The sequence below is a fragment of the Streptomyces lydicus genome (assembly GCF_001729485.1).
Taxonomy (GTDB): Bacteria; Actinomycetota; Actinomycetes; order Streptomycetales; family Streptomycetaceae; genus Streptomyces; species Streptomyces lydicus_D.
In genome coordinates this window covers 1,650,108-1,667,517 of the sequence record NZ_CP017157.1, presented here as the reverse complement: position 1 = coordinate 1,667,517, position 17,410 = coordinate 1,650,108, and the positions used below count along the sequence as shown (strand labels likewise).

The following is a 17,410-nucleotide window of genomic DNA, read 5'->3' as shown; positions in this document are numbered from 1 at the left end:
GAGCACCGGACGGTGTCGCCGACCGCCTCGGCGAGACTAGCCGAACCGGGGCCCCACCGGCCGCTGTCAACCGCCCACCGCCGCAGCGCCCGGCGCCGGCGTCCGCCCGTCGCCCGGGTCCGCGGCGGCGCGCAGGAAGGCCCGGGTGATCTCCTCGCCCGCGGCGACGCCCCGCTCGTCGAGGGCCGTGACGTGCGGGGCGTGCCACCCGGAGTCCGCCAGCTCGCCGTGTCCCGGCCGCCAGCCGCGGTCCGCGGCCAGCAGCAGATCGGCGTCGAGCAGGGAGTCGCCGGCGGCCAGGACGACGGACGCCCCGGTGCGCCGGGCGACTTCCGCGACGGCCGCGCTCTTGGTCAGCGGCCCTGGAACCGCGTAGATCTTCCGGCCCTGGAGGGAGACGGTCCAGCCGCGTTCGCCGGCCCAGCCGGTGAGGTCCCGCACCCAGGTGCCGGGGAGCAGCGGCCGCTCGACGACGAGATAGGCGAAGAGGTCCTCGGCGACCCGTTCCTTGAGCAGCCAGGCCGGGTCGGCGGTGCGGACGAGGTGCGCACGGACCTCGTCCAGGGGCGCGCACTGCGAGGCGAGCCGTTCGGCGACGGTGCGCTGCCAGTCCGGGTCCGGCTCGCCGTGCACCAGGAGCCGTCCGCCGTTGGCGCAGATCGCGAACTCCGGTGCCGGGCCGGGGAGATGGATGCGCCGGTACTGCTCGGCGGTGCGGGTGGTGGTCGGGACGAAGGTGGTGCGGCCGGCGAGTTCGGCGAGCAGTCCGGCCGCCGTCTCCGTCATGTAGGACAGCGGTTTGTGTTCGTACGTCTCGACGCAGAGCAGCCGCGGGGCCTCGGCGTCGGGCATGGTGAGTCCGAGCGCCGGGGCCGAGTAGATCAGGGTGCGGTCGAGATCGCTGGCGACCAGAAGAGGGGCAGCGCGCAGTGCTTCCGGGGAAGGGTGGTGGTGGGCGAGGGGCCGGCCGCTCATCAGGAGGCCACCGCCTTGCCGTCGGCTCCCGTCGCCCCGCGGGTGAAGCGGGGGTGAATCAACCCGACGCAGCTGTACGGGAGTTCGTCGACCTCTTCGACGGGCACGCCCCGTTGCTCGGCCAGCAGGCGCACATGGGCGAGGTCGGCCCCGGCGCCCTTCCGGGCGAGGATCTTCCAGGGCACGCGGCGCAGCAGGACGCGGGTGGTCTCGCCGACGCCCGGCTTGACGAGGTTCACGTCGTGGATGCCGTACTCCGCGCTGATCCGTTCGACGGCGGCCCAGCCCTCCCAGGTGGGGGCCCGGTCGGCGGCGGCGAGTTCCTTCACGTCCGCGGCGACCTCCTCGGCGACGTCGTCGAACCGTGCGGCGACCGCGTCCAGGAACGTGCGGGACACGTCGGTCGCGGACAGCTCGCGGTAGAACTTGGCGCCGTGGAAGTCGTCCGGGCCCACCAGGTCGGCGCGCAGCACGGTGCGCGATATGAGGCCGGAGACGGTGGAGTTGAGGCAGGCGGACGGGATGAGGAAGTCGTCGCGGGTGCCGTAGGTCTCGACGCAGCCGCCGGGGTCGGCGAGCACGGCGATCCGCGGGTCGAAGCCCGGGAAGTCCGCCAGCGCCCGGGCGAGTTCGCGGGTGATGGCGCCCTTGCCGGTCCAGCCGTCCACGAAGACGACGTCCGTCGGGTCGTGGTGGGCGGCGAGCCAGCGCAGCGCGGTGGTGTCGATGCCGCGCCCGCGGACGATCGAGACCGCGTAGTGCGGCAGGTCCAGGCCGTGGGCGTGCCGGGCCCAGCGGCGCATCAGTACCCCTACGGGGGTGCCGGCCCGGGCCAGGGAGACCAGTACGGGGCGGGGGCTGCGCTCGGCGAGCACGGTCTCGGTGACGGTGCCGACGGCCCGCGCGATGCGGCGCGCGGAGGACTCCAGCGCACTGTGGAACAGCGCCTGGTACTGCTCGCTCGGCTGGTATTCGACCGGCAGCGACTCGGCGTAGTGGGCGCCGCCCCGCTGGATCGCCTCCTCGCGTTCCTCGGTGGGCGCCTCCAGGGTGACGTCGGACAGGTCCTGCAGCAGCCAGCCGACCTCGTCGGCGGCGTAGGAGGAGAAGGCGGGGCCGCGCAGCGGCTCGGGGAGGGGCACGGTGGTGGCCTGGGGTCGCGGGGCGTGGGAGGGGACGACGGCGAGCAGCAGCCGGTCGGTGTGGCGGGCGAGGCGGTCCAGCAGGCCGTCGGCGGCGTGCAGTTCGGGGCGGTCCCCGTGCGAGTCGACGACGGCGACGATCGCGTCGAAGCGCCGTTCGGGGTCGGAGCCGGCCGCGACGTTGTAGGCGTACCGCTCCCCGGGCCCGTCGGCCGGCCGGTCGTGGGCGGGGAACGACAGCCGGGTCCGTATCGCGTAGCCGGGGTCGTCCACGGCGAGCACCGGTGAGCGGGTGGTGGTCGAGAAGTGCACGCCCGGCCCCGCGGCCGGGGCGGACGGCCCGCCGCCGCGCGCCGCGCTGTCCGTGCCGGCCGTCATCAGGGCGTCCAGGGCCTCGGCGAGCCGCAGCGGGGCGTACATCAACTCCTCGTTGCCGAGGACGAGGACGCGCCGGGCGCCGGCCAGCCGCTCCGCGAGCCGGGCGGCCATCCGCGGCAGCGCGGACTCCAGGCGCGCGCGGTGCGCCGGGGTGAAGCCGTGCCGTCCGCCGTCCGGCAGCCCGGCGGGCCAGCCGAGCTCGACGCGGACGGCCTCCGGGTGGTCCGCGAGCGGCGGCGGGGCGGGCGCCGCGGCCGGCTCCCCGGGGGTTGTTTCGTGTGCGGCGACGAGTTCCTGGCCGCGGCGCAGGACGTCCTCCGGCAGGTGTACGCCGCCCGCGGCCAGCGCCACGAGGTCGACGCGGGCGCCCAGTTCGGCCGCGAACCGCTCCAGCCGGCCGCGGTCCGCCGCGGAGCGCATGTCGACGAGGGCGACGACGACATACCGCTCGCGCGGGAAACGCGCATGCAGTGCCTTGATGGTGTTCAGGACGGTCCGGCCGGTGGAGAACTCGTCGTCGACGAGGACCAGCGGCCCGTCCCCGGCGAGCAGCGCGCGGTCCTCGGGGAGCAGCAGGTGCGAGGTGGCGTGGCTGTGCTCCTCCTCGAACCCTCCCACCTGCGCCACGCCGTCCACCGGGCGGCGGGTGGAGTGCAGATACGGCGCGAGCGCCAGGCCGTCGGCGACCGAGTGGCCCAGGCCGGTGGCGGTCTCGGCGTAGCCCAGGACGACGGCGCGGGCGGCGGCGTCGTCCCCGAGCAGCCGGCGCACCCGGCGTCCCAGCCCGACGCCGGCGCCGTGCACCACGTCCGGCCGCTGCGGCACGTGCTTGCCCAGCACGTTCGACACGAGCAGATGGGCCCGCTTGGGGTTGCGCCGCAGCGCGAGCCCCAGCAGGTCCGGCAGCTCGTCCCCGCCGCTCAGCGAGACCCCGAGCCGGCCGGCGACCCACTCTCCCGTCCACACCACGTGTTCCGTCTCCTCCGTCGTACCGTTCATGTCGTTCGCCGCGGCTCAGGTCTGCGGCAGGCTTGCCGTCAGCAGTTCCACGAAGCCGATGCCCTCGCGCGCGACCCCGAAAGCCTCGGCCCGCAGCAGGGTCCGCTCGGCCCAGGCCCGGTGCGGCTTCACCTCGTTCATCTTGTTGGTGTAGGCGGAGCGCAGGACCCCGCCGTCGCACCGTTCCGGCCGCAGGATGTCCATGGCGTCGCTGAACTCCTCGTGGCTGACGACCGAGAGGGCGTGCACCGGTGCGACGTGCGTGGGGTGGATGCAGGTCTTGCCCTGGAGGCCGTTGGCGCGGTCCAGTTCGATCTCGCGCAGCAGACCGTCCATGTCGTGCTCGATCAGCGCGGTGCGCAGTTCCTCGGCGCGTCCGAGGAACGGGGAGCGTCGCAGCTGTGGCTTGAACATCCGCTCCTGCAGCCGGAAGTACTCCCAGACCGGGCCGGTGACCGTGAAGCCCGTGCCGTCGGCGCGTCCGAGGACGTTCACCACGTCGGCGATCACGGAGGCGACGATCCGGACGTCGTAGGCCGTCATGTCGGGGGCTCTGCGCAGGCCGTAGGCGGAGCAGAAGTCGGTGACGCCGAGCCGCAGGGCGAGGACCCGGTCGCGGTACTTGTCGACGGTCCGGGCGATGCCCTGCAGGGTCTCGGCGCGGCTCTCCAGGTGGAGCAGCTGCGGTGACTCCAGCACGGGCATGGCGAACAGCCGCCGGTCGCAGGCGGACTCCGCGGCGGTCAGCGCTTCGAGGAACGGGACTCCGCGCTCTTCGGTGAATTTCGGAAGTACGAATCCGGACAGCCTGTGCGCCGCCGGCCCCATCCGGCGTACCAGGTCCGGGATTTGGGCCGCCGTGCGGACGCGGATGAACAGCAGCGGGAGGGCCGCGCCGTCCGCGGCCGCCTCGTCGAGCAGGGCGAGCTGCCGGACGAGGTTCTCCTCGGCGGCCTCGACATCCCCGTCCCCTATGGAGTCCTCCAGGCACAGGACCATGGACAGCACGCCACGCGCGGCCTGTTTGGTGACGTCGGCGGCGAGCCGCGGACGGGTGGCGGGGCTGTAGAGCGTGGCGCCGAGGGCTACCGCCAGCGTGCGGGCCGGGGAGTCGGCGGTGAACTCCGCGGGCTCCTGGTGGAACAGTGCCTTCCGGATGTCGGGCGGAAGGTGCCCAAAATGACGCATACAACTCCCCGAATACATGCGGGACCCGGGCACCCCCGCTGCGTCTCGCTGTCTGGATCCAGCCGGTAATCGTACGTGTGTGGGGGTGTGGATAGTTCCCGCGTGCGTGAAAATCACGTGACCCACGCGCGCCGCCCGGGTGTCCGCGGGGGTGCCGCTGCGCGGCTCACGGGCCCCGCGTTGTCGCCGCGACCGCAGGGAAGGCAGGATTGCGGCATGACGCACGCGATGCTGAAAGGGTCGAACGTACCCCTCGACGCCACCGCCGTCCGGGCCGTCCTGCGCTGGACCCCCGGCGCCGGCGTCCCCGATGTCGATGCTTCGGCCCTGCTGGTGGGTCCCGAGGGCCGCGTGCGCTCCGACGAGGACTTCGTCTTCTACAACCAGCCGCGGCACCCCAGCGGACTGGTGCGGTACCTGCCCAAGACCCAGGTGGCCGACAGCCTCACCGACACCATCGAGGCGGACCTGGCCACGCTGGACCCCTCGGTCGACCGGGTCGTGCTCGCCGCGTCGTCGGACGGCGGCGCCTTCGCGGGCGTAACGGATCTGCGTGTCCTGCTGTACGACGCGGCCGAGACCGAGGGCGAGCCGCTTGCGGTCTTCGACGTAGTGGCGGAGACCGGCGACGAGACGGCCATGATCTGCGGGGAGTTGTACCGCCGCGCCACGGGCTGGAAGTTCCGCGCCCTGGGGCAGGGGTACGAGAGCGGACTGGTCGGCCTGGCGACCGAGTTCGGGATCGCGGTGGAGGAGAACGGCGACGCCGTGGAGGGCGCGGACAGCACGGACGGCGCCCCGGCGGCCGCGGCGGACCCGGCGCCGGTGCCGCCCGACTCGGAGCCCACGGAGGCCATGCCCGCCCCCGCGCGGAACGAACCCGCCGACTCCTCCCCCACCGGCTCCGCCGCGCCGACGACCCCGCCCCCGAGCGCCTGGCCCGAAGAGGCTTCCGGCCCGCCCTCCGCGGGGCATCCGCAGGGCCGGCCGACCGCGGACCCCGAGGCCGTCACCCAGCACGTACCGGACGCGATGCCGGAGCCGTTCTCCTCCGCGCCGCTGCCCCCGGCCGCCGCTGCCGCCCCGGTGCCCCCGCCCACGAACGGCGGCTACGGCTACCCGCAGAACGTTCCGCCGCCGCCCACGCAGCCCCCGGCCCAGCCCGGCTACGGCTACCCCGGGCCGCCGCCCGCCTACCAGCCCCAGCAGCCGCCGCCGACCTACGGCTACCCGCAGCAGCCGCCCTACCCGGCCCCGACGTACGGCCACCCGGTGCCGCAGCAGCCGTTCGTCCCGGACCCGTCGTTCGTGCTGCCGCCCCAGGGGCCGCAGTTCCAGCGCCGGTAGCGGCGGCCGCGCCCGGCGAGGGGACGCGGGAGCACGGGACGGGCGTCAGACCTTCGACTTGTAGCCCCGGCCCCACTGCAGTCCCCAGCCGTACAGCCGGTCCAACTCCGCCTGGAAGCCGTAGACGTACTTCACCTCGCGGCGCACCGTCAGCTCGCCCTTGGTGTTGTCCAGCATGAACACGGCACAGGACCGGGCCTGCGGCGCCCGCTCGTCCAGCTTGACCTCCACCCGCGGCCCGCTGCTCGGGTAGAGCGTCACGACGGCATGCGTACGGTCGAAGGCCGGCGTGCCGTCGTAGATGTAGACGAAGATCAGGCACCGCTTGATCTCGTCGCGGTGGTCCAGGTTGATGTACAGCGTCTCGCCGGACCCCGAACCGAACCGGTCGTCGCCGCTGAGCTGGACGAACGGCGGCCCGTTGAGGTCCCCCAGGAAGTTGCCCAGCGGCTGCGCCACGCCCTTGGTGCCGTCCTTCAGCTCGTACAGGCAGGCCAGGTCGAGGTCGACGTTGACCACGGCCGGTCCCTGCGCCTGGACGACCTCGGGCTTGAACAGCTTGCCCGGGTGCCGCAGCAGCCCGCCCCTGCCCTGTCCGCCCCGCTCGTGGAGGTCGGAGGTCCGCATCTGCCAGTGCAGATTGACCCGCAGATGGCCGGAGGCCGCGCCCTGTTTGGTCAGCGAGATGACCGGACTGCGTTTGGTCAGCTCGACGACGTAGGACGCCCCGCCACTGTCGAAGTCGTACTTCTGCGCGCCACCGCGCCACAGATTCCCCAGGAACGACACCTTGCCCACCCCATCGCTCGGCCCCAATCAGCGCGGGGCGGCCCGAGGTCTGGACCTCAGGGCCGCCCCGCAGAGAGCGTTCCTCAATCAGCGCCGCGTCACACTCCGGACGTGACTTCCGCCTTCGTTCCCGACGTGTCGCCCGGCTTGCCCTCACGCCGGTTCCGCACGACGGACGAGGCGAAGGACAGGCCGATGAGCACGATACCGATCAGGCCGGTGATGACCTCGCTGACCTCGTACCTGATCGTGATCAGCAGGATGACGGCCAGCGCACCGATCGCGTAGTGCGCACCGTGCTCCAGATAGACGTAGTCGTCCAGCGTCCCCTTGCGGACCAGGAAGACGGTCAGCGAGCGGATGTACATCGCACCGATGCCCAGGCCCAGCGCCATCATGAAGATGTCGTTGGTGATGGCGAACGCGCCGATGACACCGTCGAAGGAGAAGGACGCGTCGATGACCTCCAGGTAGAGGAACATGAAGAACGCGGCCTTGCCCGCCAGGCCGAGCGCCGAGCCGGCACCGTTCGCCACGGGAGCCGCCGCGTCGGTGGCCTCGCCTTCCTCGTCCTCGTCCTCGTCGTCCTCGTCGAGCTTGTCCTCGAAGTAGCCGGAGATCCCGCCGACGACCAGGTACGTGATCAGACCCGCCACGCCGGCCAGCAGGACGGTGGCGGTCTTGTCACCGCCGCCGTGCGCCACGTCGGTGGCCAGCGTCATCGCGCTCACCAGCAGGACGACCAGCGCGATGATCACGGACAGCATGTCCAGCTTGCCCATCTTGGCCATGGGCTTCTCGATCCACGCCAGCCACTTGTAGTCGCGCTCCTCGAAGATGAAGTCGAGGAAGATCATCAGCAGGAACATCCCGCCGAAGGCCGCGATGGCCGGGTGGGCGCTGGTGACCAGTTCCTGGTAATGCGCCTTGTCGTTGATGGCGAGCTTGACCGCCTCGATCGGCCCCAGTTTCGCGGTGATCGCGACAATGACGACCGGGAACACCAGCCGCATGCCGAATACCGCGATGAGAATGCCGACGGTGAGGAAGATCTTTTGCCAGAAGGCGTTCATCTTGCGCAGGATGCCCGCGTTGATGACCGCGTTGTCGAACGAGAGCGAGATCTCCAGGATGGACAGGATCCCGACGATCGCGAGCCCCTGCCACCCCCAGAGCACGCCGGCGACGACGAGGCCGACCACCGTGATGGCGAACGACCACCCAAAGGTTTTCAGGAGCACTGCCTACCCAATCCCTCGCTGTGTGGGCCCCCCGCGCGCAGCGCGCGGCGCTTTACGAAACGTTGACCCCGAAGTCTAGAGCGATGCCCCGAAGACCCGACGCGTACCCCTGTCCTACCGCCCGGAACTTCCATTCGCCGTTGTGGCGGTAGACCTCGCCGAAGATCATCGCGGTTTCGCCGGCGGCGTCCTCACTGAGGTCGTACCGGGCGAGCTCGCTCCCGTCGGCCTGATTGACGACGCGGATGAAGGCATTGCTGACCTGTCCGAAGCTCTGCCCGCGCGCCTCGGCCTCGTGGATCGAGACCGGAAAAACGATCTTGTCGACCTGCTCGGGCACCTGCGAGAGGTCCAGCAGGAGCGACTCGTCGTCGCCCTCCCCCTCGCCCGTGAGGTTGTCCCCGGTGTGCTCGACGGAGCCCTCGGGGCTCTTGAGGTTGTTGTAGAAGACGAAGTACTCGTCCCCCAGCACCCGGCCCGACCGGCACAGCAGCGCGCTGGCGTCGAGGTCGAAGGGCGCTCCGGTCGTGGACCGTGCGTCCCAGCCGAGGCCGACCATGATCTGCGTGAGATTCGGCGCGGCCTTGGACAGGGAGACATTGCCCCCCTTGGCGAGTGTGACGGTCATCGTTCGCTTCCTCCCCGGTGTCGGTACGGGCCGCGCCCGGCGCGGCCCGTCTCCCTTCAAGCACCTCCGGCGCCGCACTCCCCTCGGGGGGTACGGCGCCGGACGCGGTCACTGCTCGGCGCGGGCCCGCCGCCGCGGCGGCGGGCCCGGAGGCCGGCGATCGGATGGGATCCGGTCGCTCAGACGTTGACGCCGAAGTCCTGCGCGATGCCGCGCAGACCCGAGGCGTAGCCCTGGCCGATGGCCCGGAACTTCCACTCGGCACCGTTGCGGTACAGCTCGCCGAAGACCATGGCGGTCTCGGTCGAGGCGTCCTCGCTCAGGTCGTAGCGCGCCAGCTCGTTGTTGTCGGCCTGGTTGACCACGCGGATGAAGGCGTTGCGGACCTGGCCGAAGCTCTGCTGGCGGGTCTCGGCGTCGTAGATCGACACCGGGAAGACGATCTTGGCGACATCGGCCGGCACGGCGGCCAGGTTGACCTTGATCTGCTCGTCGTCGCCCTCGCCCTCACCGGTGATGTTGTCGCCGGTGTGCTCGACCGAACCGTCCGGGCTCTTCAGGTTGTTGAAGAACACGAAGTTCTGGTCGTTGGCCACCTTGCCCTGGTCGTTCGTCAGCAGGGCGCTGGCGTCCAGGTCGAAGTCCGTACCGGTGGTCGTGCGCGCGTCCCAGCCCAGACCGACGACGACAGCGGTCAGATTGGGGGCTTCCTTCGTCAGCGAGACGTTGCCGCCCTTGCTGAGGCTGACTCCCACGAGTCCTCCCATAGATTCGAGGGGTACGTAAACATGTGCGCCCCCATCGTGCATGGCATCGGATCAACGAATTGATCCTAGTGACCGGTTCCCACCGATTGCAGAAATCGCACCTGGATCACTGTGGATGTCGGCCATGCGGACGCCGGGGGCGCACGGAACCGCGGGGCGGCTCAGAGGGTGTCGAGGGCCTTGACGTACTCGTTCAGGTCGCGGGCGTCGGGGAGGCCGTTGACGACGGTCCAGCGCACCACGCCCTCCTTGTCGATGATGAACGTGCCGCGCACCGCGCAGCCCTTCTCCTCGTCGAAGACGCCGTACGCCCGGGATGCCTCGCCGTGCGGCCAGAAGTCGGACAGCAGCGGGTACTCCAGGCCCTCCTGCTCGGCGAAGACGCGCAGCGAGAAGGGGGAGTCGTTGGAGACGGCCAGCAGCTGGACGTCGTCGTTGACGAACTTCGGCAGCTCGTCCCGGAGCGCGCACAGCTCGCCGGTGCACACGCCGGTGAAGGCGAAGGGGTAGAAGAGGAGGACGACGGCCTTCTCGCCGCGGAAGTCGGAGAGCTTGACCAGCTCACCGTGCTGGTTCTTCAGCTCGAAATCCGGAGCCTTCGTGCCGACCTCGATCGCCATGGGGTGCTTCCCTTCCGCTCACGCTCAACAGAACGCGACCAACCCTACGCGCAGAGCCGGACCACGGGGGAACCCGTACGGAACGGGGCCGAGCCCCCTCCGGAACAGGCGGAGAGGGCTCGGTGGCGCGTGCCGAGGGGGTGTGCCTCAGCGCTTGCCGGCCTTGGGCGTGACCAAGCGGCTGCCGGCCCAGTCCTTGCCCGCGTTGATGCTCTTGGTCTGGGACAGACCCGCGGTCTGCGCGGCCTCATTGATGTCGCTCGGCTCGACGTAGCCATCCCGGCCGGTCTTCGGCGTCAGCAGCAAGATGTGCCCGCCCTCGTCGACCAGCCCGATGGCGTCCACCAGCGCGTCCGTGAGATCGCCGTCCTCGTCGCGGAACCACAGCAGCACGACGTCACAGACGTCGTCGTAGTCCTCGTCAACGAGATCCTGGCCGGTCACGGTCTCAATGCCTTCGCGAAGATCCTGATCGACGTCATCGTCGTAACCGATCTCCTGGACCACCTGTCCGGGCTCGAACCCCAGCCTGGCGGCAGGGTTGGTCCGCTCCTCCGCGTGGTCCGCGGTCGCGCTCACGGATTGCCTCCTGTCATGTTTCGGGAAATGCTCGGGGACTCCGCGCGTGCGCGGAGCATTGGGCGTAGTCCACACGGGCCGGGCGGATCGCGCAAGTACCCGGCGGTCCAGACCGCCGAAACGGTGACGTTTGGAGGCGTCTCGCCGCAACAGCGACCCCGACAGGACAGGCTGAAGTGATTCACACCACAGCATTCTGGGGGGTATATCGGGTAGTCGCGCGCGACTGGTCCCTTCGGGGGGCGGACGGACCGCTTCCGCTTCCCCTTTCGATGGTCGCACGACCGTACGCGAAGCACTTTCGACATGGGCGTATGGTTGCGATTTGGTCGACCTGAGAAATCGGCCTTTTCAGCGCCATCTCTCAGCGGATGGTTACCCATCGGTAGAGGTGACGTAGCCCTGGGGCTCGGTACACGATGGAAGACGGCGCGACACCAAGGCAGAGACCGTATTCGTCCCGTGCACAGCAGCAATAGCGTGCCGAGCACGACACGAACCGAACACGAAGGAACAGCGTGGCTTCCGGATCCGATCGAAACCCGATCATCATTGGCGGCCTTCCCAGCCAGGTCCCGGACTTCGATCCCGAAGAGACCCAGGAATGGCTCGACTCGCTCGACGCGGCTGTCGACGAGCGAGGCCGGGAACGTGCCCGCTATCTCATGCTGCGGCTGATCGAGCGCGCCCGGGAGAGGCGTGTGGCCGTGCCCGAGATGCGCAGCACGGACTACGTCAACACCATCGCGACCAAGGACGAGCCGTTCTTCCCCGGCAACGAGGAGATCGAGCGCAAGGTCCTGAACGCGACCCGGTGGAACGCCGCCGTCATGGTGTCCCGCGCCCAGCGTCCGGGCATCGGGGTCGGCGGCCACATCGCCACCTTCGCCTCCTCGGCGTCCCTCTACGACGTGGGCTTCAACCACTTCTTCCGGGGCAAGGACGAGGGCGACGGCGGCGACCAGATCTTCTTCCAGGGCCACGCGTCGCCCGGTGTCTACGCCCGCGCGTTCCTCCTCGACCGACTGAGCGAGGCGCAGCTCGACGCCTTCCGCCAGGAGAAGTCGAAGGCCCCGCACGGCCTGTCCAGCTACCCGCACCCGCGGCTGATGCCGGACTTCTGGGAGTTCCCGACCGTCTCGATGGGCCTCGGTCCGCTCGGCGCGATCTACCAGGCCCGGATGAACCGCTACATGGAGGCGCGCGGCATCGCCGACACCTCCAAGTCGCACGTGTGGGCCTACCTCGGCGACGGCGAGATGGACGAGCCGGAGTCGCTCGGCCAGCTGTCCATCGCCGCCCGTGAGGGCCTGGACAACCTGACCTTCGTCGTCAACTGCAACCTGCAGCGCCTGGACGGCCCGGTCCGCGGCAACGGCAAGATCATGCAGGAGCTGGAGTCGCAGTTCCGCGGCGCCGGCTGGAACGTCATCAAGCTGGTGTGGGACCGCAGCTGGGACCCGCTGCTCGCGCAGGACCGCGACGGCATCCTGGTCAACAAGCTGAACACCACCCCCGACGGCCAGTTCCAGACGTACGCGACCGAGACCGGCGCGTACATCCGTGAGCACTTCTTCGGTGACGACCAGCGCCTGCGGGCGATGGTCGAGAACATGACCGACGACCAGATCCTGCACCTGGGCCGCGGCGGTCACGACCACAAGAAGATCTACGCGGCGTACGCGGCGGCCAAGGCCCACAAGGGCCAGCCGACGGTGATCCTCGCGCAGACCGTCAAGGGCTGGACGCTCGGTCCGAACTTCGAGGGCCGCAACGCGACCCACCAGATGAAGAAGCTGACCGTCCAGGACCTCAAGGGCTTCCGCGACCGGCTGCACCTGCCGATCCCGGACAAGGAGCTGGAGGACGGCCTGCCGCCGTACTACCACCCGGGCCGCGACTCCGAAGAGATCCAGTACATGCACGACCGGCGCAAGTCGCTGGGCGGCTATGTCCCCACCCGCGTCGTGCGCGCCAAGCCGCTGGCACTGCCGGACGACAAGGCGTACGCGGGTGCCAAGAAGGGCTCGGGCCAGCAGAAGATCGCCACGACCATGGCGTTCGTCCGGGTGCTGAAGGACCTCATGCGGGACAAGGAGATCGGCAAGCGCTTCGTGCCGATCGCCCCCGACGAGTACCGCACCTTCGGTATGGACGCGTTCTTCCCGTCGGCCAAGATCTACAACCCGCTGGGCCAGCAGTACGAGTCGGTCGACCGCGAACTGCTCCTGGCCTACAAGGAGTCGCCGACCGGCCAGATGCTGCACGACGGCATCACCGAGGCCGGCTGCACCGCCTCGCTGATCGCGGCGGGCTCCGCCTACGCCACGCACGGCGAGCCGCTGATCCCGGTCTACGTCTTCTACTCGATGTTCGGGTTCCAGCGCACCGGCGACCAGTTCTGGCAGATGGCCGACCAGCTCTCGCGCGGCTTCGTGCTCGGCGCGACCGCCGGCCGTACGACGCTGACCGGTGAGGGCCTGCAGCACGCCGACGGCCACTCCCAGCTGCTGGCCTCGACCAACCCGGCCTGTGTCGCCTACGACCCGGCCTACGGCTACGAGATCGCGCACATCGTCAAGGACGGTCTGCGCCGGATGTACGGCGAGAACTCCGAGGACGTCTTCTACTACCTCACCGTCTACAACGAGCCGATCCTGCACCCCGCGGAGCCGGCCGACGTCGACGTCGAGGGCATCCTCAAGGGTCTGCACCGCGTCAAGCCCGGCGAGAAGGGCGAGCACGCCGCCCAGATCCTCGCCTCGGGTGTCGCCGTGCCGTGGGCCGTCGAGGCCCAGCAGATCCTCGCGGACGAGTGGAACGTCAAGGCGGACGTCTGGTCGGCGACCTCCTGGAACGAGCTGCGCCGGGAGGCGGTGGACGCCGAGGAGCACAACCTCCTGCACCCGGAGGAGGAGCAGCGCGTCCCGTACGTGACTCAGAAGCTCCAGGGCGCCGAGGGCCCGACGGTCGCGGTCTCGGACTGGATGCGTTCCGTTCCGGACCAGATCGCGCGCTGGGTGCCGGGCACCTACCAGTCGCTGGGTGCCGACGGCTTCGGCTTCGCGGACACCCGCGGCGCGGCCCGTCGCTTCTTCCACATCGACACGCAGTCCATCGTCCTGAGCGTGCTCACCGAGCTCGCCAAGGAGGGCAAGGTCGACCGGTCCCTGCTGAAGCAGGCGATCGACCGCTACCAGCTCCTGGACGTCGCGGCCGCCGACGCGGGTGAGGCCGGCGGCGACGCCTGACGCACCTCCGCGACGCACGCGACCGAAGCCCCCGGCAGCCCCCCGCTGCCGGGGGCTTCGGCCGTCCCGGCTCACCGCTCCCACACCTTGAACGCCCGTACCTGGTACGGCGACCGGGGCACCCAGCTGCCGCCACCCGGGTAGGTGTCGAACTCGGCGGTCTCCGCGCACTCCGCGCTCTGGTAGGTGGTGACCGGCCGCCCGGTGCGGTTGGCGAGCGCGGCGGCGGTGGTCCCCTTGGGCAGCGGGACGCAGCTCTCGATGTCGATGTCGGGCAGCTCGTAGGTCACCCGCTTCCCGCCGAAGTCCGCCTTCGGCCAGAGACACAGCTGGCCCGCCGCGCAGGGGCCCGGCGTGGTGGAGCGGCCGGCGGCGTGGGCGGCCGGGGTGCCGAGGGCGGGCGGGACGGCGAGGGCGACGGTCAGGGCGGCGAGGCCGGTCAGAGCGGCGGTGGTGCGGGACGTACGCAGACGCAGTCGCATGGGAATCTCCCCCGTGGAGTACGGATCGGGCCGTTCGCGGCGGGCCGGTCGCCCGCCGCGGGTTCGTCATCGAGCTTCGCGAGGGCGTGCCGCGGTTGCCAAGGCCCGGCCGGCGCTGCCACCCGGATCAGGTATGTGGACAGCCGGCGCCGCGCTCGGCGGGGGTGCGGGGTGCGGTGTTGACGCGGGGCGGGGGCCCGGCGACGGCTGCGGAAACCGTTCCTCCCGGGCACCGCCGGGGTGGGCCTGCCGCGCGGGGTGGTGCGGTGGCCGCCGCGGTGGCGGAGGTTCCCGGTGCCGGCTCATCCGGATGAGGGATTCACCGCGCCGGACGGGGCCAACTGCCGCACGGCGTACGACGGGTGGGCCGGGAGGCGGTCCCGGGCGGCGGGTTGACGGCCGCACATGACAGCGCGCGGCCGGCCCGGGGGACGTATGTCCTCGGGCCGGCCGCGCGCCGGGTGCTGCGGGGTGGGCGCCGGTGGCGCCCGGCGTGGACGCCGCGGTGGTCGAGCCGGCGGTCAGATGTGACCGACGCCGGCCCCTGCCTCGGCGTTCGCGCCGCGCTTGGTGAAGACCGCGACGACGGCCGCGACGATCGCCACGCCGCAGGCGACCGTGAAGGCCAGCCCCATGCCGGACACGAAGGTGTCGTGGGCGACAGCGGTGATCTTCTGGGCGAACTCCGGCGGGGTGCCCTTCGGCACGGGGGCGATACCGGCCGAGACCGCGTCGGACACCTGGGACGCCTGCGCGGGCGGGAGCGGCGGGAGACCGGCCGCCTTCCAGTTGGTGGGGAGTTCGTTGTCGACGCGGGAGGCCATCACCGCGCCGAGCACGGCCGTACCGAGGCTGCCGCCGACCTGCATCGCGGCCTGCTGGAGGCCGCCGGCGACACCGGAGAGCTCCAGCGGGGCGTTGCCGACGATGACCTCGGTGGCGCCGACCATCACGGGGGCCAGGCCCAGCCCGAGCAGGGCGAACCACAGGGACATCGGGCCGGTGCTGCTGTTCGTGTCCAGGCCGGACATGCCGTACATCGCGACGGCGGTCAGGACCATGCCGGCGACCAGCGGGATGCGCGGGCCGAGCTTGGTGATCAGCGCCCCGGCGAGCGGGGAGCCGACGATCATCATGCCGGTGAGCGGGAGGAGGTGCAGGCCGCTGTCGACGGGGGTCATGCCGTGCACGTTCTGGAGGTAGAACGTCACGAAGAACAGGCCGCCCATGAAGGCGAAGGCCATCAGGACCATCAGGACCGTGCCGGCGGTCAGCGGCAGGGAGCGGAACATCCGCAGCGGGATGAGCGGTTCGCGGACCTTGGACTCCAGCACGGCGAACAGCGCGAAGAGGACCACGGCGCCGATCAGGAAGCCCCAGGTCTTCATGTCGCCCCAGCCCCACTCCGACGCCTTGATCAGCGGCCAGATGAGGCAGAACATCGCGCTGGAGAGCAGCACGATGCCGGGGACGTCGAACGAGCGCGGGGCGTTCTCCGCGCGGTGGTCCTTGAGGATCACCAGCCCCAGGACCAGGGCCAGCACACCGACCGGGACGTTGATGAAGAACACGGACTGCCAGCTGACGTGCTCCACCAGCAGTCCGCCGACTATCGGGCCGCCGGCGGTGGAGGCGCCGATGACCATGCCCCAGATGCCGATCGCCATGTTGAGCTTCTCGGCGGGGAAGGTGGCGCGCAGCAGTCCCAGCGCGGCGGGCATCAGCAGCGCGCCGAACAGACCCTGCAGCACGCGGAAGCCGATGACCAGCGCGACCTCGTTGGAGAACCCGATGGCACCGGAGGCGGCGGCGAAGCCGAGGATGCCGATCAGGAAGGTCTGGCGGTGGCCGAAGCGGTCACCGAGCTTGCCGGCCGTGATCAGCGAGACGGCCAGGGCGAGCATGTACCCGTTGGTGATCCACTGCACGTCGGCGAGCGAGGCGCCGAGGTCCTGCTTGATGGCCGGGTTGGCGATGGCGACGATCGTGCCGTCCAGGGCGACCATCATGACGCCGATGGCGACGGAGAAGAGGGTCAGCCACGGATGGCCTCGCAGCCCCTTGCGGGGCTCCGGTACGGAGAGGTCCGGCGCGGCGTCGGCGACCGGGGTCTGAGAACTCATACCCCGAGGCTAATGTCAGCCACTGACAGTTGACAAAGCATTTCATGAGTCGGTAACTGTCATCTCCCTCACAGGTAACCTGAGCAGCGAGAACACCACGGAAAGGCGGCGCAGGATGGCGACCCCGACGCCGCAGACGGCCCCCGCGGGCGGCCTGCGCGAACGCAAGAAGCAGCGCACCCGCGACGCCCTGATCCGCGCGGCACTCGAACTCTTCACGGAGCAGGGGTACGAGGCGACGACGGTCGACGAGATCGCCGAGGCCGTGGACGTCTCCCAGCGGACGTACTTCCGCTACTTCGCCAACAAGGAGGACGTCGCCTTCGCCGTCCAAGAGATGGTCGAGGCCCGCTTCATGGCGGAGCTCACCGCGCGGCCCGCGACGGAGGCCCCGCTGACCGCGCTGCGCAGCGCGGTGATGGTCGCCTGGGACGACATCGGCAGCGCCATCGAGTCGGTGATCCCGGTGGAGCTGCACATGCGCTCGTACCAAATGATCGAGTCCACGCCCGCGTTGATGGCCGTCCACCTGCGCCGCTCCTCCGAACTGGAGGAGCAGATCGCGCGGTTGATCGCGCGGCGCGAGGGGCTGGACGTCGACGCCGATCCGCGGCCGCGGGTGCTGGTCGCGGCGTTCTGCGGGGTCATGCGGGTGGCGGGCAAGATCTGGGGCGAGGGTGCGGACTGCAGCGTGGCGTCCATCCGGGAGCTGACCCAGTCCTATCTCGACCACATGGCGCCGGCGATCGACGACGACTGGCGCGCGCACCGCTGACCCGGCCCCCTTCGCCACCTGCCGTAACGGCCCACCGCCGCTGTGCAACCGATTAATCTCCCCATGAGACTGCTTCCGCACGACTGAGCGCCGAAAATCGACGTTTGGTGTCCGGTTTGGTCGAAA

General features: G+C 70.7%; 14 protein-coding genes. 3 read left to right on the top strand and 11 right to left on the bottom strand.

The genetic code is table 11. The features are described from left to right. Positions 1-66: 66 nt before the first annotated feature. From SL103_RS07095 to SL103_RS07085, 3 genes are read right to left on the bottom strand one after another with little or no spacing between them, the layout of a single operon-like run. Positions 67-975, bottom strand: a complete 909-nt coding sequence (locus tag SL103_RS07095; protein ID WP_432215340.1) for an HAD family hydrolase — start codon at positions 973-975, stop codon at positions 67-69. Next, positions 975-3,494, bottom strand: coding sequence for a phosphoribosyltransferase (locus SL103_RS07090; protein WP_069567895.1), 2,520 nt, complete (start codon positions 3,492-3,494; stop codon positions 975-977). Before SL103_RS07090 ends, SL103_RS07095 begins: the two co-directional genes overlap by 1 nt. 15 nt (positions 3,495-3,509) lie before the next feature. Then, a complete protein-coding gene (locus SL103_RS07085; RefSeq protein WP_069567894.1) occupies positions 3,510-4,682 on the bottom strand; it encodes an HpcH/HpaI aldolase/citrate lyase family protein in 1,173 nt (390 codons plus the stop codon). A 216-nt stretch (positions 4,683-4,898) separates the two neighbouring features. Between SL103_RS07085 and SL103_RS07080 the strand changes: the two genes are divergently transcribed. Continuing rightward, positions 4,899-6,029 (top strand): TerD family protein, encoded by a 1,131-nt coding sequence (locus tag SL103_RS07080; protein WP_069567893.1) that lies wholly within the window; start codon positions 4,899-4,901, stop codon positions 6,027-6,029. A 45-nt stretch (positions 6,030-6,074) separates the two neighbouring features. Here the strand turns inward: SL103_RS07080 and SL103_RS07075 are convergent, their stop codons facing one another. The 6 genes from SL103_RS07075 to SL103_RS07050 form a co-directional block, all read right to left on the bottom strand. Then, positions 6,075-6,818 carry a TerD family protein gene (locus SL103_RS07075; RefSeq protein WP_069573489.1) on the bottom strand — a complete coding sequence of 248 codons (744 nt, stop codon included), beginning with the start codon at positions 6,816-6,818 and terminating at the stop codon, positions 6,075-6,077. A gap of 98 nt (positions 6,819-6,916) precedes the next feature. Further along, a complete protein-coding gene (locus SL103_RS07070; protein ID WP_069567892.1) occupies positions 6,917-8,059 on the bottom strand; it encodes a DUF475 domain-containing protein in 1,143 nt (380 codons plus the stop codon). 52 nt (positions 8,060-8,111) lie between these two features. After that, positions 8,112-8,687 (bottom strand): TerD family protein, encoded by a 576-nt coding sequence (locus SL103_RS07065; RefSeq protein ID WP_069567891.1) that lies wholly within the window; start codon positions 8,685-8,687, stop codon positions 8,112-8,114. Positions 8,688-8,866: 179 nt separating this feature from the next. Beyond that, a complete protein-coding gene (locus tag SL103_RS07060) occupies positions 8,867-9,442 on the bottom strand; it encodes a TerD family protein (protein ID WP_033268713.1) in 576 nt (191 codons plus the stop codon). Positions 9,443-9,615: 173 nt separating this feature from the next. Beyond that, on the bottom strand, positions 9,616-10,074 hold the full coding sequence (locus SL103_RS07055; protein WP_033268712.1) for a peroxiredoxin: 459 nt from the start codon (positions 10,072-10,074) through the stop codon (positions 9,616-9,618). 147 nt (positions 10,075-10,221) lie between these two features. Further along, positions 10,222-10,653 (bottom strand): DUF3052 domain-containing protein, encoded by a 432-nt coding sequence (locus SL103_RS07050; RefSeq protein WP_069567890.1) that lies wholly within the window; start codon positions 10,651-10,653, stop codon positions 10,222-10,224. A gap of 518 nt (positions 10,654-11,171) precedes the next feature. Here SL103_RS07050 and aceE point away from each other — a divergent pair. Then, entirely contained in the window at positions 11,172-13,904 is a 2,733-nt protein-coding gene (gene aceE / locus SL103_RS07045) for a pyruvate dehydrogenase (acetyl-transferring), homodimeric type (protein WP_069567889.1), read from the top strand. 71 nt (positions 13,905-13,975) lie between these two features. Here the strand turns inward: aceE and SL103_RS07040 are convergent, their stop codons facing one another. Continuing rightward, positions 13,976-14,386 carry a peptidase inhibitor family I36 protein gene (locus tag SL103_RS07040; protein WP_069567888.1) on the bottom strand — a complete coding sequence of 137 codons (411 nt, stop codon included), beginning with the start codon at positions 14,384-14,386 and terminating at the stop codon, positions 13,976-13,978. Between the two features lie 521 nt (positions 14,387-14,907). Beyond that, entirely contained in the window at positions 14,908-16,509 is a 1,602-nt protein-coding gene (locus SL103_RS07035; protein WP_069567887.1) for an MFS transporter, read from the bottom strand. Between the two features lie 115 nt (positions 16,510-16,624). Here SL103_RS07035 and SL103_RS07030 point away from each other — a divergent pair, with 115 nt between their 5' ends. Next, positions 16,625-17,284, top strand: coding sequence for a TetR/AcrR family transcriptional regulator (locus tag SL103_RS07030; RefSeq protein ID WP_069567886.1), 660 nt, complete (start codon positions 16,625-16,627; stop codon positions 17,282-17,284). The last annotated feature ends 126 nt before the right edge of the window (positions 17,285-17,410 follow it).